This window comes from Stenotrophomonas sp. IS26 (assembly GCF_054188265.1).
In genome coordinates this window covers 1-18,672 of the sequence record NZ_JBSZJV010000010.1, presented here as the reverse complement: position 1 = coordinate 18,672, position 18,672 = coordinate 1, and the positions used below count along the sequence as shown (strand labels likewise).

Here is an 18,672-nt window from a genome sequence, read left to right as displayed (position 1 = left end):
GCCTCTAGTTGATCGCGACAAAATTTTGCTCAATAGCCTTGAGGTGTAATCCAATGTCGATAGCGAATACTGCGAATCTTGTGGGCATCGCCGGCATAGCACGTCGACTAGTCCAGGATGGAGTGCTTGACGAATCTTCGGCTCGAAGTGCTATGGCCGACGCGACAGTTGCGCGAGTTCCTCTGCCACAGTGGTTTGCTGATAGAAGGTTAGTGACTGCTTCGCAACTCGCTGCCGCAAACGCGGTGGAGTTCGGCATGCCGCTATTGGATGTGTCGGTGTTCGACAACAATCAGAGCGCGATGAGCCTTGTTAGCGAGGAGTTGCTGCGCAAGCACCACGTACTGCCACTGTTCAAGCGCGGTGGCAAGTTGTTCGTCGGCACCAGCAACCCTACCCATTCGCTGGACGAGATCAAGTTTCACACCAATTTGGTGGTGGAGCCGATCTTGGTCGATGAGGACCAGATCCGCCGTACGCTGGAGCAGTGGCAGTCGAAGCAGGACACTCTGGGCTCGGCGCTTGGCAGCGCTGATGATGATATGGGCGATCTGGATGTCTCGGCCGGGGACGAGGAAGGTAGCTCCACCGAGTCAGGAGTCGATGCCAAGAGCGATGACACGCCTGTCGTCAAATTCATCAACAAGGTCCTCGTCGACGCCATCCGCAAAGGCGCCTCGGACATCCACTTCGAACCCTACGAGGACGACTATCGCGTGCGCCTGCGCATCGATGGTCTGCTCAAGAACGTGGCCAAGGCCCCGGTCAAGCTCAACCAGCGCATCGCCGCGCGCCTGAAGGTGATGGCGCAGCTGGATATCGCCGAGAAGCGCGTGCCGCAGGATGGGCGCATCAAGCTCAACCTCTCCAAGACCCGCCAGATCGATTTCCGCGTCAGCACGCTGCCGACCCTGTTCGGCGAGAAGGTGGTGCTTCGTATCCTCGATGGCAGCGCGGCCAAGCTGGGCATCGACAAGCTCGGTTACGAGCCGGCCCAGCAGAAGTTGTTCCTGGATGCGATCCACAAGCCTTACGGTATGGTGCTGGTCACCGGCCCGACCGGCTCGGGTAAGACGGTCTCGCTGTATACCGCGCTGGGCATCCTCAACGATGAAACGCGCAACATCTCCACCGCCGAAGACCCGGTGGAAATCCGCTTGCCCGGCGTCAACCAGGTGCAGCAGAACGTCAAGCGCGGCATGACCTTCGCCGCTGCGCTGCGCTCGTTCCTGCGCCAGGATCCGGACATCATCATGGTCGGCGAAATCCGCGACCTGGAAACGGCCGAGATCGCGATCAAGGCGGCGCAGACGGGCCACATGGTGCTCTCCACGCTGCATACCAACGATGCGCCGCAGACCATTGCGCGCCTGATGAACATGGGCATCGCGCCGTACAACATCACCAGCTCGGTGACGTTGGTGATCGCCCAGCGCCTGGCGCGCCGGCTGTGCAACAACTGCAAGCGCCCGGTGGAGCTGCCGGCCAATGCGCTGCTGGCCGAGGGTTTCACCCAGGCGCAGCTGGATGCCGGGATCAAGCTGTTCGAGCCGGTCGGCTGCGATGAGTGCACCGAAGGCTACAAGGGCCGTACCGGTCTGTACCAGGTGATGCCGATGACCGATGAGATCTCGACCATCGTGCTGGCCGGTGGCAATGCGCTGCAGATCGCCGAGGCCGCGCAGCTGGCCGGGGTGAATGACCTGCGCCAGTCGGCGCTGATCAAGGCCGCGGCCGGGGTGACCGGTCTGGCGGAGATCAATCGTGTGACCAAGGATTGAGCGGCGTCCGCAGATGAGAAAAGGCCCGCGCAAGCGGGCCTTTTTTGTCTCTCTACTCCATGCCGAGCTTTTTCAGCTTGTACCGCAACGCCCGGAAGGTGATGCCCAGCTGTGCGGCGGTACGCGTCTTGTTCCAGCGGTTTTCTTCCAGCGCCTTCTGGATGGCGGTGCGCTCCATCTGTTCGATGTAGGAGGGCAGGGCGCCATTGCCGGCCGGCAGATCGACCACGGCTTCTTCCTGGGTGGGCGGCGCATTGCCGGCGCCGAAGCGTGGGGCGTGCTTGGGCAGGCGCAGGTCGCTGGCACCGATCCGGTCTTCTTCGGCCAGGGCGAGGGCGCGCTCGAGGATGTTCTCCAGTTCGCGCACGTTGCCGGGGAAGTGGTACTGGGCCAGGGCTTCCAGCGCCGAGGGCGCCAGCAGCGGGGTCGGGCGGCCGTGGGTGCGGGCCAGCCGGGCCAGGATCGAGGCGGCCAGCGCGGGCAGGTCGCTGCGGCGTTCGCGCAGGGGCGGCACGCGCAGTTCGATCACGTTGATGCGGTAATACAGATCGTGGCGGAAGCGGCCGTCTTCGACCAGTTCGCCCAGGTCCTTGTGCGTGGCCGAAAGGATGCGCACGTCCACCGGCACTTCGGTGGCGGCACCGACCGGGCGGATCGATTTCTCCTGGATCGCGCGCAGCAGCTTGACCTGCATCTGCAGGGGCAGCTCGGCCACTTCATCCAGGAACAGGGTGCCGCCATGCGCGGCCTGGAACAGGCCGGGCTTGTCCGCATGCGCGCCGCTGAAGCTGCCCTTCTTGTGTCCGAAGAATTCGCTTTCCATCAGTTCGGACGGGATCGCGCCGCAGTTGACCGGCACGAAGGCGCCGGGCGCGCGCGCGCTCTGCGCGTGGATGGTGCGTGCGACCAGTTCCTTGCCGACGCCGGATTCGCCGAGGATGTAGACCGGTGCCTGGCTCCGCGCGACCTTGCCGATGGTGGCACGCAGCACATCCATCGAGGGCGAATCGCCGAGCAGGCGTGCGGCCTGCTCCGGGGCGAGTGGTGCGGGCGCGGCGCGCTCGGTGTTGTTGAGTTCCAGCGCGTGCTTGACCAGGCCGCGCAGCACCGAGATGTCCACCGGCTTGCTGACGAAATCGAAGGCGCCGGCCTTCAGGGCTTCCACCGCCAGATCCATGCTGCCGAACGCGGTGATCATCGCCACCGGCGTGCGCGGGTAGTGCTGTGCGATCTCGGTGACCAGCTCGATGCCGTTGCCATCGGGCAGGCGCATATCGGTGATGCACAGGTCGTACGGATTGCTGGCCAGCAGCTCACGGGCTTCGGCGAGGTTGGCTGCGGTGCTGATGCGCAGGCCCATGCGGCCCAGGGTCAGTACCAGCAGTTCGCGGATGTCGCGTTCGTCGTCGACGACGAGGGCGCTGCGGGTGTCATTCATAAGGAAGGAAGATAGCCGAGGGCGGTCGTTGGCGACAAATGTTTGACGGTGGCGTCCGGGTGTGCGCGCGGCTCATCCGGCCATCATCGTGTGGGGGCCGGCCAGTACGAGCCGGAAACAGGCACCGCCGGCGGGCACCGAGACGTATTCCAGCCGTGCCTGGTTGGCACGGCACAGTTCGCGGGCGATATACAGGCCCAGCCCGGTGCCGTGCTCGGAGGTGGTGAAGAACGGGCGGAACAGCTGGCTGGCAACCGTCTCGGGAATGCCCGGGCCGCGGTCCATCACATCGATGATGGCTGTGCGGTCCTGGCGAGCCACGCGCAGCCGCACGCGCGCCGGCTCTTCGGCCACGCGGCCGTACTTGAGCGCGTTGTGCACCAGCACGGTAAGGATCTGATGAAGGTGGCGCGGATCGACCAGGGCGTGCACCGAGGTCTCGCTGATGATCGGCTCTACGCTGTCGGTTTCCAGCGAGAGGCCCTGTTTGTACTCCAGCACGAAGCGGCGCACGAACGAGGCCAGATCCACGTTCTCCGGATTGGCACGCTCGCGCCGCGCCAGCCCGAGCACGCTTTCGACGATGCCGTTGGTGCGCTGGCATTGCTGGTTGATGATCTGCAGCAGGCGGCGGTCGGTGTCGCCGATATCGGTGGATTCTTCCAGCAGCTGGGCGGCGTAGTTGATCGCCGCCAGCGGGTTGCGGATCTCATGGGCGAGGCTGGCCGAGAAGCGCCCCATCGCCGAGAGCGTCAAGGACTCGGCACGCCGCGAGACCACGGTGGAGTCATCCAGGAACACGAGGGTGAGGTCGCTGCCGGCCAGCAGGCGGGCAAAGCGTGGCTGCACCTCAGGCTGGTCCGGCGAGAGCTGCAGCGGCATTTCTTCGTTGGTCCAGCCGTTGCGCCAGCGCAGCAGCCGGCGGCTCAGCTCGGGTGAGGCACTGCCCAATTCCAGCCGGCCGCTGCCACTGTTGCCATCGGCATCGCCGAGCAGGGTGGAGGCGGCTTCGTTGGCCAGGGTGATGCGGTTGGCGCCGTCCACCACGATCACGCCGGTGCGCATGCGGCGGATGATCAGCTCGTTGATCTGGAACAGGTTGGCCACTTCATCGCCGCGCTGGTTGGCCAGCTGCTGGTTCATGCGGGCACGGTTGCCGACCTGGTAGCTGATGAAGGCGATGGCCAGATAGCTGGTGACGAACATGGCCAGCTCGGCCAGGGTGCGGGTCGGGTCGCCGCCTTCGAGCTGCTTCCAGATGTACTCGCCGGCGGTGGCGGCGCTGGCGGCAGCGGCCAGGCCTAGCCCCATGCTCAGCGGCAGCAGGGTCGCAGCGGCGGCGATGTTGAACAGCAGCGACATCGAGATGCCTGCGCTGGCCCCGGGCAGGGCGTGGGCGAGCAGGGTGGCGGCGATGATGTCGGCGGCCACGCTCCACACCACGATGGTGCGCAGCCAGCGCTCGTTGCGCCCGAACAGCAGCACCAGCACGGCCACCACCAGGTAGCCGCTGGCCACGATGGTCGCCAGCCTGGGGTGGTCAGCGGTGCCGACCAGGCCGCTCAGCGGGCTGAACAGCAGCGCGCCGATGACGGTGGCCATCAGCAGGCGGTACAGCGCGAAGAAATACAGCTCGCGCCGCGGTATCGATTCGATGCGGTCGATCAATGAAGCACTGGGTGACACGCCGGAACTCCCCTTCTGGCATGGGGGCAGTGTAGGGGGTCCGGCCGGGTTTGGGGGCAGGCGGCCGGGGCCGGGCGTGTGAAGGCCAGGCGGTATGCAGGCGCCGGCCAGCTGCGCGGCCATGCCACAGGGGGGCCGGGTGGCGGTTCCCGGGGGCTGCCGCAACTGTCTGAAATTGCGCCGGAAACGGCTCCCCGTGCGTGTCTTGGGACTGACTTCTTTGCGCCCGCGCGCTGGGTCGTCCACAATAGTGGGCCCGCCGCGGTCCTTACCGGCGCCCCCGTGAGGGAGCCTTGGAGATGCGTGCGGTCGTTCCTATTCCCACGGTGACGCATGAATTTCCACGAATACCAGTCAAAACAGCTGCTTGCCGAGTACGGCATTCCCGTTCCGGCCGGCAAGGTCGCGGCTACCCCGGACGAAGCGGTTGAAGCTGCCAACGCCCTGGGCCAGGGCCCCTGGATGGTCAAGGCGCAGATCCACGCTGGCGGCCGCGGCAAGGCTGGCGGCGTCAAGTTCTGCAAGACCACCGACGACGTGAAGGCCGCTGCGGCCAAGATGCTCGGCACCAAGATGGCCACCTACCAGACCGCAGGCGTTGAACTGCCGGTCAACCTGGTGCTGGTGACCACCGCCGGTGAGATCGTCAAGGAACTGTACCTGTCGGTGCTGGTTGACCGTGGCACCAAGACCATCACCTACATCGCTTCTTCGGAAGGCGGCGTGGAGATCGAGCAGGTCGCCGCTGAAACCCCCGAGCTGATCCACTCGCTCAACGTCGATTTCGTTGAAGGCGTGCAGGGTTACCACGGCCGTGATTTCGGCTTCAAGCTGGGCCTGACCGCCAAGCAGGCCGGCCAGTTCGCCAACATCATGGTGAACCTGTACCGCCTGTTCAACGAAAAGGACCTGGCCCTGGTTGAAATCAACCCGCTGGCCATCCTGGACGACGGCAACCTGTACGCGCTGGACGGCAAGTTCGACAGCGACGACAACGCCGCGTTCCGTCAGAAGGCTCTGGTTGCCATGCGCGACAAGACCCAGGAAGACGAAACCGAAGTGACCGCTTCGGAGCTGGACATCAACTACGTCACCATGGACGGCAACATCGGCTGCATGGTCAACGGCGCCGGCCTGGCCATGGCCACCATGGACGTCATCAAGCTCAACGGCGGCGAGCCGGCGAACTTCCTGGACGTGGGCGGCGGTGCGAACAAGCAGCGCGTCATCGAAGCGTTCAAGCTGATCCTGTCCTCGGACAAGGTTGAAGGCATCTTCGTCAACATCTTCGGCGGCATCGTCCGCTGCGACATGATTGCCGAAGGCATCATCGCCGCGGTCAAGGAAGTGGGCGTCAAGGTTCCGGTCGTGGTGCGCCTGGAAGGCACCAACGTGGAAGAAGGCAAGCAGCTGCTGCGTGACAGCGGCATGGCCATCATCCCGGCCGACAACATCAACGACGGTGCCAAGAAGGTCGTCGCTGCTGTCAAAGCCGCCGCCTGATCCGACACCGAAGGAAATCCAATGTCAGTTTTGATCAATAAGAACACCAAGGTGATCGTGCAGGGCTTCACCGGCCAGCAGGGCACCTTCCACGCCACTCAGATGATCGAGTACGGCACCCAGGTTGTTGGCGGCGTGACCCCCGGCAAGGGCGGCACCACCCACATCGATCTGCCGGTCTTCAACACCGTTGCCGACGCCGTGCAGAGCACCGGCGCCAACGCCTCGGTCATCTACGTGCCGCCGCCGTACGCGGCTGACGCGATCCTGGAAGCGGCCGCTGCCGGCATCCAGGTCATCGTGTGCATCACCGAAGGCATCCCGGTGCTGGACATGCTGCGCGTCAAGAACGTGCTGACCCGTGCCCATCCGGACACCGTGCTGGTCGGCCCGAACTGCCCCGGCGTGATCACCCCGGGCGAGTGCAAGATCGGCATCATGCCGGGCCACATCCACATGCCGGGCAAGATCGGCATCGTGTCGCGCTCGGGCACCCTGACCTATGAAGCGGTCAAGCAGACCACCGAAGTCGGCCTGGGCCAGTCCACCTGCATCGGCATCGGTGGTGACCCGATCAACGGCCTGAACTTCGTCGACTGCCTGAAGCTGTTCAACGAAGATCCGCAGACCCTGGGCATCATCATGGTCGGCGAAATCGGCGGCGACGCTGAAGAAGCCGGTGCCGAGTACATCAAGAACCACGTGAAGAAGCCGGTCGTCGGTTTCATCGCGGGCGCCTCGGCTCCGGCCGGCAAGCGCATGGGCCACGCCGGTGCGATCGCATCGGGCGGCAAGGGCACCGCCGAAGGCAAGTTCGCCGCCATGGAAGCTGCCGGTGTGGTCACCGTCCGCTCGCCGGGCGACCTGGGCGCTGCCATCGCCAAGCTGGTGAAATAAGCCGCCCGCCGCGCAAGCGGCGGACGTGCGGTAGAGCCGAGCCATGCTCGGCTGCTCCAAACAGAAAGGCCGCCTCCGGGCGGCCTTTCTGCGTTTCAGGCGATACCCGAAGCGGTAGGTCCCGGCCGCTGGAAGGCAAGCACGCCACGTAGTGCCGGCCGCTGGCCGGCTCCTCATCGTGCTGCCGCCGAATGCGTGGTTGCCGGCCAGCGGCCGGCACTACAATGCGTGTATTGCAACTACAGGCTGGACCCCCATGACGTCGCTCCGCATTGCCCTGGCGCAGTTTGATTTCCCGGTTGGCGCAGTGGCGCAGAACACCGACACCATCATCGCGATGATCGCCGAGGCGCGCGATGAGTACGGTGCCGAGCTGGTGGTATTCCCCGAGCTGGCGATCAGCGGCTATCCGCCGGAGGACCTGCTGTTGCGGCCGGGCTTCCTGTACGACTGCCAGCAGGCGCTGGAGCGCATCGCGGCGGCGACCACCGGCATCGCGGCGGTGGTCGGTTGGCCACAGGCCGCTGGTGCGGTGGTCTACAACGCGGCCAGCGTGCTGCGCGATGGCAAGGTCGAGCACACCTACCGCAAGCGCGAGCTGCCCAATTACGCGGTGTTCGATGAGCGCCGTTACTTCGATGTCGATCCGGACGGCGGCAGCTGCGTGTTCGAGCTGAAGGGCGTGCCGGTGGGCGTGCTGGTCTGCGAAGACCTGTGGTTCGCCGAACCGCTGGCCGATACCGTCCGTGCCGGCGCGCAGCTGGTGGTGGTGCCCAATGCCTCCCCCTACGAGCGTGGCAAGCATGCCCAGCGCGATGCGCTGCTGGCCGAGCGTACCCGCGAGAGCGGGGCGGCGATCGCCTACCTCAACGTGGTGGGCGGCCAGGACGCGCTGGTGTTCGATGGCGCGTCAGTCGTCGCTGACGGCGATGGCACCGTGCATCCGGCCGCGGCGGCCTTCACCGACCAGTGGCTGGTGGTGGATTACGACGCCGGCACCCGCCGTTTCCTGCCACGCGAGTGGATCGACGACGGCGACGAGAGCATGGATGCACTGGCCTGGCGCGCGGTGACCCGCGGGATCCAGGATTACTGCCGCAAGAACGGCTTCAAGAAGGTCTGGCTGGGCCTGTCCGGCGGCATCGATTCGGCCCTGGTGCTGGCGATGGCGGTGGACGCGCTGGGCGCGGCCAATGTCACCGCGGTGCGGCTGCCCTCGCGCTACACAGCGGACATGTCCAACGACCTGGCGGCCGAGCAGTGCCGCGCGCTGGGCGTGACGCTGGAAGCGGTCTCGATCGAGCCGGTGTTCGAGGGGCTGATGGCCGCGCTCGGCCCGATGTTCGAAGGGCAGGCGGCGGATGTGACGGAAGAGAACCTGCAGTCGCGCAGCCGCGGCGTGATCCTGATGGCGCTCTCCAACAAGTTTGGCGGGCTGCTGCTGACCACCGGCAACAAGAGCGAGTATGCGGTGGGCTACGCGACCATCTACGGCGACATGTGTGGCGGCTACGCCCCGCTCAAGGACCTGTACAAGACGGAGGTGTTCGGGCTCTCCAAGTGGCGCAATACCGTGGGCGGCGCCCCGGTGATCCCGCCGGCGGTGATTTCCCGCCCACCCTCGGCCGAGCTGCGCGCCAACCAGACCGACCAGGATTCGCTGCCGGCCTACGACGTGCTGGACGGCATCCTGTACCGCTATGTGGACCAGGAGCAGTCGCGCGAGGAGATCGTGGCCGCCGGCTACGCCGCCGAGGTGGTGGACCGTGTGCTGCGCCTGGTGCGCACCAGCGAGTGGAAGCGTCATCAGGCGGCCCCGGGGCCGAAGGTCTCGCGCCGGGCGTTCGGGCGTGAGCGGCGGTACCCGATCAGCAATGGGTACAAGGGGTAGGCGTCGAGCGCTACCGTAATAAAAAAGGCCCCTTTCGGGGCCTTTTTCATTACTTGCGGTTCATCGTGGCGTTGCGTTCACCGGTACTGGCGGACTTCTCGCCGGCAAACGGGTTCAGCTTGCGCACCATCCACGGGTACTTCGGCCACTTGCCCTGCAGCCACGGGTGGTCAGGCTGGTTCAGCTCGAGCACGCGGCGGGCATCGTCGGCCAGGGTCTTGTTGCCCAGGTGGGTATAGGCCTCGCCCAGGGCGGCCACGGCGTCGTACTGGAACGCGCTCTGCGGGTAGTTTTCCAGCAGGAAGTTGGCGCGGCCAGCGGCCGAGACGTAGGCCTCGCGGCGCAGGTAGTACAGGGCGTTGTCCAGCTCGTACTGGGCGAACACGTCGCGCAGGGCGATCATCCGCTGGCGCGCATCGGCGGCGTAGCGGCTGTTCGGGTAGCGCTCGGTGACGATGGTGAAATCGGCATAGGCCTGGCGCGGGCTCGACAGGTCACGGCGGCTCGGGTCCAGCGACCAGACGCGGCGCAGGAAGACCGTGTCGCGGTTGCCGTTGGCCAGGCCACGCAGGTAGTACAGGTAGGCGATGTTGCGGTGGGTCGGGTAGGTACGGATGAAGCGGTCCACGCTGGACACCGCGTCATCGTGCTTGCCGGCCTTGTACTGCGCGTAGGCGCTTTCGATCATGGCCTGTTCGGTATACGGGCCATACGGGTACTGGGCTACCAGGCGGCGGAAGCTGGCTTCGGCACCGCTCCAGTTCCCCCCTTCCATGAGCTTGTGGCTCTTCTCATAGAGCGTTTCGACCGGCAGGCCTTCATCCGGATTCTTGCCCTTGGTACCGCGGTGACAGCCGGTGGCGACGAAGAGCAGCACCAGCATCAGGGCGGCGAGGCGGACGGGCGCGGACAGCATAACGGAGCGTCGGATCATGGGGTCAGGGCGGGACGCGGCTGGAATACGAAGGGTCGATGATAGCCTAGTGGCCTGTCCCGCGACTGAAACTGGTCGCCCGGACCCAAAATTGTCCCTATTGCGGTGTACCCCCATGTCCGATACCCCTGCTGATTCCGATTCCCCCCGCCAGGCCATCGTGCCCGATACCGCTGCCGGCCGGCGTTTCGACGCCGTCCTGGCCGAGCTCTTCCCCGAATTCTCTCGGTCCAAGCTGACCGAGTGGATCAAGTCCGGCGACGTCCTGCTGGACGGTGACACCGTGCGCGGCCGTGACCCGGTGCGCGGGGGCGAGGTGGCCAGCCTGCATGTCGTTCTCGACACCCAGACCCATGCCGAGCCGGAGGACATCCCGCTGGAGGTCCTGTACGAGGACGAGCATGTCTTCGTGATCAACAAGCCGGTCGGCCTGGTGGTCCACCCCGGCGCGGGCAACCCGACCGGCACCCTGGTCAATGCGCTGCTGTTCCGCGATCCCTCGCTGGCGGTGCTGCCGCGCGCGGGCATCGTGCACCGCCTGGACAAGGACACCAGCGGCGTGATGGTGATCGCCCGTACGATCCAGGCGCAGACCGCGCTGGTCGAGCAGCTCTCCGCGCGTGAAGTGCACCGCCAGTACCTGGCCGTGGTGGTGGGTGCGCTGGTCTCCGGCGGCACCGCCACCGCCGGCATCGACCGCCACCCGCGCGACCGCATCCGCATGGCCGTGCGCGAAGACGGCAAGGAAGCGATCACCCATTACCGCCTGCGCGAGCGTTTCCGTGCGCACACCGCGCTGGAATGCCGCCTGGAAACCGGCCGTACCCACCAGATCCGCGTGCACATGGCGCATCTGCGTCATCCGATCATCGGCGATCAGCTGTATGGCGGCGCGCTGAAACTGCCCAAGGGCGCCAGCGAGGAGCTGGTCGCCGAACTGCGCGGCTTCAAGCGCCAGGCGCTGCACGCTGAAACGCTGGAGTTCGTGCACCCGATCACCGGCGAGAAGATCAGCAACAGCGCGCCGCCGCCGGCCGACATGCAGGCCCTGCTGCACGCCCTGCGCGAAGACAGCAAGCGCTTCGCCGAGCAGGAACGCAACCGCCGCTGATGGACGCCCCCGTGCCCGTGCTGCCCGCCGACTGGCCCGCCCCGACCGGGGTCCATGCGCTGACCACCCTGCGCTATGGCGCGGGCGGTTCGGTGGCGCCGTTCGACCAGTTCAACATGGGCAACCGCTACGCCGCCGACGGGGATGACCCGGCGCAGGTGCAGCGCAACCGCGACCTGCTCGTGCCCGGGTTGGGCCTGCCCTCGGCGCCGCATTGGCTTCGCCAGGTGCATGGCACCGGCGTGCGGCGCTTCACCGCGCCGCCGACGGCCCTCGGCGTGGAGGCTGAACCCACTGCCGATGCCGCCGTGACCTCGGTCGCGGGCGTGGTGCTGGCCATCCTCACCGCCGATTGCCTGCCGGTGGTCTTCGCCGCGCGCGAGGGCGGTGAGATCGGGGCCGCCCATGCCGGTTGGCGTGGGCTGGCCGACGGCATGCTGGAGGCCACCGTGGCCGCCATGCAGACCCCGGCCGCCCAGCTGCAGGCATGGCTGGGCCCGGCGGCCGGGCCCGCGTTGTATGAGATCGGCGAGGATGTGTTCGAGGCCTTCGTCGGGCGCGACGAGGGCGCCGCGGCGGCCTTCGTGGCAACCCGGCCGGGGCACTGGAAGGTGGACCTGTACGCGCTGGCCCGCCGGCGCCTGCAATCGGCAGGGCTGGACCCGGCACACATCAGCGGCGGGCAGTACTGCACGCTGGCGGACCCGCAGCGGTTCTACTCGCATCGGCGCGACCGCCGCACCGGGCGCATGGCGACCCTGGCGTGGATCGCGCCCTGACCGTTGGACGGTAGCAGGGAGCCGGCCAGCGGCCGGCACTACCGCATGCGCTCCCCGTAGCCTGGCTGCATCACTCCCGCCATCACCAGTAGTGCCGGCCGCTGGCCGGCATCACCCTTCCAGCGCCTGCAGATACGTCTGCCGCCAATGATTGATGTCGTAGGTGCGCAGGTGATCCATCATCGCCTGCCAGCGCTCCACGCGCTTCTTCAGCGGCATCGTCGCCGCGGTGGCGATGGCGTCCGCCACGCCATCCAGGTCATGCGGATTGACCAGCAGCGCCTGCTTCAACTCATCGGCGGCACCGGCCAGCAATGACAGCACCAGCACGCCCGGGTTCTCCGGGTCCTGCGAGGCCACGTACTCCTTGGCGACCAGGTTCATGCCGTCGCGCAGCGGCGTCACCAGGCCCACCGCCGCTGCCCGGTAGAAGCCGGTGAGCGTGGCATGGGTGAAGTTCTGGTTGACGTAGCGCAGCGGGGTCCAGTCGGGCGCGGCATGCCCGCCGTTGATGTGCCCGGCGATCTGTTCCAGCTGGCTGCGCAGCTGGCGGTACTCGGTGACATCCCCGCGCGAGACCGGGGCGATCTGCAGATAGGTCAACGAGCCGTGCTGGTCCGGATGACGTTCCAGATACCGTTCGAACCCCTGGAAGCGCTCGGGCAGGCCCTTGGAGTAGTCCAGCCGATCCACGCCGATCGCGAGCTGACGATTGCGCAGGCTCCCGCGCAGGTCCTTGACCGCGGGTTTGTTCGCCCCCGCCTTGGCCTGGCGGGCGATGAAGTCGGTATCGATACCGATCGGGAAGGCGGCAGCGCGGAAACGCCGGCCGCCGGGTGCCTCCAGTTCGCCATCGGGCAGCACGCGGCCACCACCGAACAGACGCACATAGGACTGGAATCGGTCCGCATCGCGCTGGGTCTGGAAGCCGACCAGGTCGTAGGCATACAGGCTGGAGAACAGCCGCAGGTGGTCTGGCATCGCCTGCAGCAGATCGGCCGAGGGCATCGGCACGTGCAGGAAGAACCCGATCCGGCAGCCGATGCCACGCTCGCGCAGCAGCGAAGCCAGCGGGATCAGGTGGTAATCGTGGATCCAGACAATGTCGTCCTCGCGCAGCAGCGGCGCGAGCTTCTCGGCGAACAGCGCGTTGACGCGGCGATAGGTCTCGCGCGTGGCGCGGTCGTAGTCGACCAGGTCCAGCCGGAAGTGCAGCAGCGGCCACAGCGTGCGGTTGGCGAAGCCGTTGTAGTAGCCATCCACGTCGCGCTTGTTGAGGTCCATGGTGACGTAGCGGATGTCTCCGTCCACCTGCTCATGCAGGGTGCCGCTGTTGTCGCGCACGGATTTGCCGCTCCAGCCGAACCACAGGCCGCCACGCTCCTTCAGCGCGGCGAGCAGGCCGACCGCCAGGCCGCCGGCGCGGGATTCACCGGGGACGGCCACCCGGTTGGAGACGACGACCAGGCGGCTCATGACGCCTCCTGCCAGCTGCGCGACAGGCGCATGGCGGCGGTGATCAGGCCCACGTGCGAATAGGTCTGCGGGAAGTTGCCCCACGCTTCGCCGTTGTCGAACGCCAGATCCTCGGAAAGCAGGCCCAGATGGTTGCGGCGCTCCAGCAGGGTTTCAAACATCTCGCGTGCTTCGTCCAGGCGACCGATCGCGGCGAGCGCGTCGATGTACCAGAACGTGCAGATGGTGAAGCTGGTTTCCGGCTCGCCGAAATCATCCGGCGCGACGTAGCGATACAGCGCGTTGCCGTGCTTGAGATCGCGGCCGATCGCCTCGACCGTGGCGACGAAGCGCGCATCGGTGGCCTCGATGAAGCCGATATCGGCCAGCAGCAGCAACGACGCATCCAGGCGATGGCCGCCGAAGGTATCGGTGAAGTGGCCGAGTGCTTCGCTCCACGAGTCGCGCATGATGCGCGCATGGATGATGTCGGCGCGCTCGCGCCAATAGGTGGCGCGGTCATCCAGTTTCAATCGCACGGCGATCTTGCACAGGCGGTCACACGCGGCCCAGCACATCGCACTGGTGTAGGTGTGCACTTCGGTGCGGCCGCGGAATTCCCACAGCCCGGCATCGGGTACGTCGTGCAGGGTGAAGGCCTGCTCGCCGAGCGGCTCCAGCCGCGCGAAGGTGTGCGCATCGCCCGGGTCCTGCAGGCGGCGATCGAAGAACAGCTGGGTGGAGGCGAGCACCACGCTGCCATACACATCGTGCTGGCGCTGCACCCAGGCCAGGTTGCCGCGCCGCACCGGGCCCATCCCGCGGTAGCCGGAGAGCGAGGGCACTTCGCTCTCTTCCAGCTTGGCCTCGAAGCTGATGCCATACAGCGGCTGCAGACTGCCATCGGCGGTGGCCAGGTTGAAGATGTAGCCCAGGAACTGCTCCATCGTGCGGGTCGCACCGAGGCGGTTGAGCGTACGCACCACGAAGGCGGCATCGCGCAGCCAGCAGTAGCGGTAATCCCAGTTGCGGATGCTGCCGGGCGCTTCCGGAATGGAGGTGGTCATCGCGGCGATGATCGCGCCGCTGTCCTCGTACTGGCACAGCTTCAGCGTGATCGCGCTGCGGATCACCGCGTCCTGCCATTCCAGCGGGATCGACAGATAGCGCACCCATTCGCGCCAATAGTCACGCGTGCGCTGCAAGGACTCCTGCACGTAGCCGCTGAGCGAACGGTTCAGCGATTCGTCCACGCCGAGCACCAGGTGCACCGGGTGGTTGAGCACGAACGGCAGGCCATCGCGGACGAAACGCAGCGGCACATCGGTGGTCAGGCGCAGCACATGGTCGGGCAGTACCCAGCGGATGTGGTTGCTGCCCCACGTGGCATCCGGGACGCGGGCACCCCAGTCGGCCAGCGGCCGCGCGCGCACGATGATGCGTGGGTTGCCGGACAGTGGCCGCACCTGGCGGATCAGGCTGACCGGCCGGTAGAAGCGGTCGTTCTGGCGCCAGCGCGGCGCGAAATCGATGATTTCCAGCGCACCGCCGTGCTTGTCGCGCAGCACGGTGCGCAGGATGGCGGTGTTGGTCAGGTAGCTCTGTTCGCTGTCGACCATGTCCTCCAGCTCGATGCCGAAGTCACCGCCGTCCTGTTGATTGGGGCCGAGCAGGGCGCAGAAGGTCGGGTCGCCGTCGAAGGTCGGCAGGCAGCTCCAGACGACGCGCGCGTGTTTGTCGATCAGCGCGCCGAAGCTGCCATTGCCGACCACGCCCAGATTCAGATCGGGTTCGCTCATGATGCAGGAAGTCTCGTGTCATGCCGCGGCGGCACACCGGTGGGGGAGACCTGCGCGCGGCGTCAGGGGGCCTTGGGGTCAAGGCATCAGTAGGCATTCTCGCGAAGCCAGGCGTGCACGCTGCGTATCGTCGGCAGCGCGAACACCGCATCGCTGGGCTCGCGCGCACCGACCAGCACGCTCCAGCCGTGCAGGTCGTTGGCCGCGCCGAAGCCGAATTCATCGGTGAGGTCATCGCCGACGAACACCGGCATGCGATCGCGGAACGGCGGCTGCAGCATCAGCTGCCGCATCGCACGGCCTTTGTCGCTGCCTTCGGGGAGGAACTCGATGACATGGTCACCGGGCTGCAGCCGGTAGCCGCCATGGCCCCGGATATGCCGTTCAGCGAAGGCACGCACGTCGTTGGCGGCGTGCGGTGCCCCGCGCCAGTGCAGGGCCAGGCTGCGGCCTTTGTCCTCCACCAGTACGCCGGGATAGCCATGCGCGAAACGCATCGCCTGCTGGTGCAGGGCATACAGCCACTCGCTGGTATCGGCGGAAGGATCGCTGCTCTGCGCGCGCTGCTCATGGTTGCGCAGCTCGTGGCCGTGCAGGCCGGCCGCGGGCAGGCTCAAGGGGGCGAAGAGTTTGTCCAGCTGTGCCAGGGGGCGCCCGCTGATCAGCGCGACCGCGCCATCCAGCCGGTCGCTGATGCGCCCGATCGCTTCACGCACATCGGGCAGCAGCGCGACCGACTCGGGGTCGTCCGCGAATTCGATAAGGGTGCCATCCACGTCCAGGAACAGCGCACAGGCATCGTCCAGCAGCGGCGGCGGCGGACGTTGGGGGAAGTCGTTGGCCATGGTGACCAACATGCCAGCGTGGGTGTGATCGTCAGGTCATGGCATCACGCCAGCGTCTTCCCCGTTCACCGCCGGTAGAGCCGACCATGGGTCGGCTGCACCCCCCGTCAGAACGTATACCGCACGCGCCCGTAGTAGTACGCACCATTGCTGCCGATCGGTGACAGCACGTCGTACGGCAGGTTGCCGAAGTAGTAGATGTCATCGTTGGACAGATCCGAATAGTTGTCGGTCAGGTTCTGCCCACCCAGCGCCACGCTCCACTGCGGGGTGATCTTGTACTCCACTTCGGCATCCAGCTGCCACTCGGCGCCGTAGGTCTGGCGCGGGATGTAGCCATCACCGAAGTTGAACACACGGGTCACGCTGCCGTAGCGGCTCAGGCGGCTGCTCAGCGACCACTGGTCATTGGCCCAGCTGGCGGCCAGCGCGGCGCGGGTGCGCGGGGTGGCATCGGTCAGCGTATTGGTCTCTTCCACGCCGAACAGCACGTAGTCCGGATCCAGCGCGAGCAGGCCCGGTGGCGTGGCGAGCACGTTCTTCAACGTGGTCTTGGTATAGGCGTAGGTGCCGGTCAGTACCAGCTCGCCATCCCCCAGCGACTGCCGCCAGTTGCTCACCAGTTCCGCGCCGCGGGTGCGGGTGTCGGCGGCATTGACGAAGAAGCTGGCGCTCTGCAGGCCGGCCACGCCGAACTGCTGCTGCACGTAGTCGGTCAGCGCATCACCGGTGATGCTTTCCGACAGCGCGATGCGGTCATCGATATCGATCTGGAAGAAGTCCAGCGAGACATCGAAATGCTCACCGATGCGGCTGGTGAAGCCCAGGCTGGTGTTGAGCGACTTCTCCGGCTTCAGATCGGTGGCGCCGAGGCCGCGCGCGATCGGATTGTTGACCGACAGCACGCGGCCCTGCACCAGTTGGCCGGCGGCGTTGTAACCGGTTGAGGTGGACTCGTAGCCGATCTGCGCCAGCGACGGGGCACGGAAGTTGTTGGAGATCGCACCGCGCAGCGCGAAGGCCGGGGTGAATTCATAGCGCAGGCCGAGCTTGCCGGTGAGCTCGCCGCCGAAGTCGTCGCTGTGCTCGTAGCGCGCCGCCAGATCGCTGGAGAAATGCTCGCCGAACTGGCTGGACAGGCTGGCGTAGGCGCTGGCCACATCGCGCGACAGCGAGGTGGCATCCTGCGGAATCAGGCCGCCGCCGGCCTGCGAGCCGGTCGGGCGATCCGTGAACGGGCCGGCAGCATAGCTGCTCGGGTCGCCCGGGCGGGTCTGGTAATGGTCGCGGCGCGCTTCCAGACCCAGGCCCAGGCTGTGGGTGATGCTGTCGCCCTGCGAGAACACGCGGCCGAGGTCGACGTTCGCCACCGTCAGCTCGTTGCGGTAATCACCGGTCTTGAACCGGGTCGGGCTGGTCGGGCCCAGCGAGGCGTTCAGCGAGTTGCGCAGGCGGTAGGTGAACGTGTTGACGCCGTAATCCAGGCTGGCATCGTAGTTCCACTCGCCCCACTGGCCCTTCGCGCCGGCCACGGCCTGCACGTCGCGGTTCTCGCCTTCGGAAATCGGGCGGTAGCCGTTCGGGTAGATCTGCGCCCAGTTGGCGTCGCTGTCCGGGTAGCGGAAGTAGTTCGCGCCTTCGCTGTCGCGCTGGTTGAAGGTGGCGAAGCTGTAGAACGTGGAGGTCTCACCGAACGGCAGCTGCGCGTTGTACCAGGCGTTGAGATCCTTGGTCTTGCCATCGCCGAGCTCGTAGTTGCGCTTGCCTTGCAGGGCCAGGTTGGTCGGGGTCTGGTCCCACGGCGGGATCTGGTCGAAGCCGGCGCGGTTGGTGCCCTCGTGGTTCTTCAGTTCCAGGCCGACACGCAGGAAGCCGCCGTTGTCGCCCAGCGCAGTGCCGACCTTGGCGCTGGCGTAGCTGGTCTGGCCATCGGTGAGGGTGCGGTCGATCGGCTTGAGATCGGTGTGGTTGGCGCCGAAGCTGGCTTCGAACGCGCCACCTTCCGGGGCGTCATCGAGGATCACGTTGATCACGCCGGCCACCGCATCGGAGCCATACAACGCGCCGGCGCCATCGCGCAGCACCTCGATGCGCTTGATCGCGCTGACCGGGATCGCGTTGAAGTCGACCGGGGTGGTGCCCTTGCCGATCTTGCTGTCGGTGTTGACCAGCGCGCTGCTGTGGCGGCGCTTGCCGTTGACCAGCACCAGCACCTGATCGGGCGAGAGCCCGCGCAGCTGGGCGGCACGGATGTGGTCGGCACCGCCGGAGTTGGACTGGCGCGGGAAGTTGAACGAGGGCAGCAGCGCCTGCAGCGCGCTGCCCAGTTCGCCATTGGCCACACCGGCCTTGCGGATGTCCTCGGCGGTGAGCACGTCCACCGGCGAGGTGGATTCCAGCACGGTCCGGTCCACGGCGCGGGTGCCGGTGACGATCACGGTGTCCAGCGTTTTGGCGGTGGTCGGCGCGTCCTGCGCAAGTACGTCCTGGGCCAGCAGGGGGGAGGAGAGGACGAGCGCGATGGCAAGGCCAAGGCGCGACGCGGACGGACGG

The 18,672-nt window shown here is 66.6% G+C and carries 13 protein-coding genes; 6 read left to right on the top strand and 7 right to left on the bottom strand.

What is annotated here, in order from left to right:
* Positions 1-53: 53 nt before the first annotated feature.
* The gene (gene pilB, locus ACW6W5_RS10465; RefSeq protein WP_152152480.1) at positions 54-1,781 is read left to right on the top strand and encodes a type IV-A pilus assembly ATPase PilB; all 1,728 of its coding nucleotides are present in this window, start codon (positions 54-56) and stop codon (positions 1,779-1,781) included.
* A gap of 52 nt (positions 1,782-1,833) precedes the next feature.
* Here pilB and ACW6W5_RS10460 read toward each other — a convergent pair whose 3' ends face one another.
* Together ACW6W5_RS10460 and ACW6W5_RS10455 are read right to left on the bottom strand one after the other, a co-directional pair.
* The gene (locus ACW6W5_RS10460) at positions 1,834-3,219 is read right to left on the bottom strand and encodes a sigma-54-dependent transcriptional regulator (RefSeq protein ID WP_152152478.1); all 1,386 of its coding nucleotides are present in this window, start codon (positions 3,217-3,219) and stop codon (positions 1,834-1,836) included.
* A 72-nt stretch (positions 3,220-3,291) separates the two neighbouring features.
* Positions 3,292-4,905 carry a sensor histidine kinase gene (locus ACW6W5_RS10455; RefSeq protein ID WP_121039243.1) on the bottom strand — a complete coding sequence of 538 codons (1,614 nt, stop codon included), beginning with the start codon at positions 4,903-4,905 and terminating at the stop codon, positions 3,292-3,294.
* A gap of 333 nt (positions 4,906-5,238) precedes the next feature.
* Here ACW6W5_RS10455 and sucC point away from each other — a divergent pair, with 333 nt between their 5' ends.
* The 3 genes from sucC to ACW6W5_RS10440 all read left to right on the top strand — a co-directional run bounded on the left by sucC (position 5,239) and on the right by ACW6W5_RS10440 (position 9,196).
* Entirely contained in the window at positions 5,239-6,408 is a 1,170-nt protein-coding gene (sucC, locus tag ACW6W5_RS10450) for an ADP-forming succinate--CoA ligase subunit beta (protein WP_121039240.1), read from the top strand.
* Positions 6,409-6,429: 21 nt separating this feature from the next.
* Positions 6,430-7,305 carry a succinate--CoA ligase subunit alpha gene (gene sucD, locus ACW6W5_RS10445; protein WP_137190155.1) on the top strand — a complete coding sequence of 292 codons (876 nt, stop codon included), beginning with the start codon at positions 6,430-6,432 and terminating at the stop codon, positions 7,303-7,305.
* Between the two features lie 256 nt (positions 7,306-7,561).
* Positions 7,562-9,196, top strand: coding sequence for an NAD+ synthase (locus ACW6W5_RS10440; protein WP_121039234.1), 1,635 nt, complete (start codon positions 7,562-7,564; stop codon positions 9,194-9,196).
* 49 nt (positions 9,197-9,245) lie between these two features.
* Here ACW6W5_RS10440 and ACW6W5_RS10435 read toward each other — a convergent pair whose 3' ends face one another.
* Complete coding sequence (locus tag ACW6W5_RS10435) at positions 9,246-10,130, bottom strand: outer membrane protein assembly factor BamD (RefSeq protein ID WP_121039231.1); 885 nt, start codon at positions 10,128-10,130, stop codon at positions 9,246-9,248.
* Between the two features lie 115 nt (positions 10,131-10,245).
* Between ACW6W5_RS10435 and rluD the strand changes: the two genes are divergently transcribed.
* Positions 10,246-11,241, top strand: a complete 996-nt coding sequence (gene rluD, locus ACW6W5_RS10430) for a 23S rRNA pseudouridine(1911/1915/1917) synthase RluD (RefSeq protein ID WP_121039228.1) — start codon at positions 10,246-10,248, stop codon at positions 11,239-11,241.
* Complete coding sequence (gene pgeF / locus ACW6W5_RS10425) at positions 11,241-12,020, top strand: peptidoglycan editing factor PgeF (protein ID WP_152152476.1); 780 nt, start codon at positions 11,241-11,243, stop codon at positions 12,018-12,020. The genes rluD and pgeF overlap by 1 nt, the downstream gene beginning before the upstream one ends.
* A gap of 111 nt (positions 12,021-12,131) precedes the next feature.
* Here the strand turns inward: pgeF and otsA are convergent, their stop codons facing one another.
* The 4 genes from otsA to ACW6W5_RS10405 form a co-directional block, all read right to left on the bottom strand.
* Positions 12,132-13,496: an alpha,alpha-trehalose-phosphate synthase (UDP-forming) gene (gene otsA, locus ACW6W5_RS10420; protein WP_152152474.1), complete on the bottom strand. Its 1,365-nt coding sequence runs from the start codon at positions 13,494-13,496 to the stop codon at positions 12,132-12,134.
* Positions 13,493-15,274 carry a glycoside hydrolase family 15 protein gene (locus ACW6W5_RS10415; RefSeq protein ID WP_152152472.1) on the bottom strand — a complete coding sequence of 594 codons (1,782 nt, stop codon included), beginning with the start codon at positions 15,272-15,274 and terminating at the stop codon, positions 13,493-13,495. Before ACW6W5_RS10415 ends, otsA begins: the two co-directional genes overlap by 4 nt.
* Before the next feature lie 86 nt (positions 15,275-15,360).
* Positions 15,361-16,119: a trehalose-phosphatase gene (gene otsB, locus ACW6W5_RS10410; RefSeq protein WP_152152470.1), complete on the bottom strand. Its 759-nt coding sequence runs from the start codon at positions 16,117-16,119 to the stop codon at positions 15,361-15,363.
* Between the two features lie 107 nt (positions 16,120-16,226).
* Positions 16,227-18,672: TonB-dependent receptor plug domain-containing protein (locus tag ACW6W5_RS10405; RefSeq protein WP_458233644.1), on the bottom strand; the 2,446-nt coding region annotated here is incomplete at its 5' end.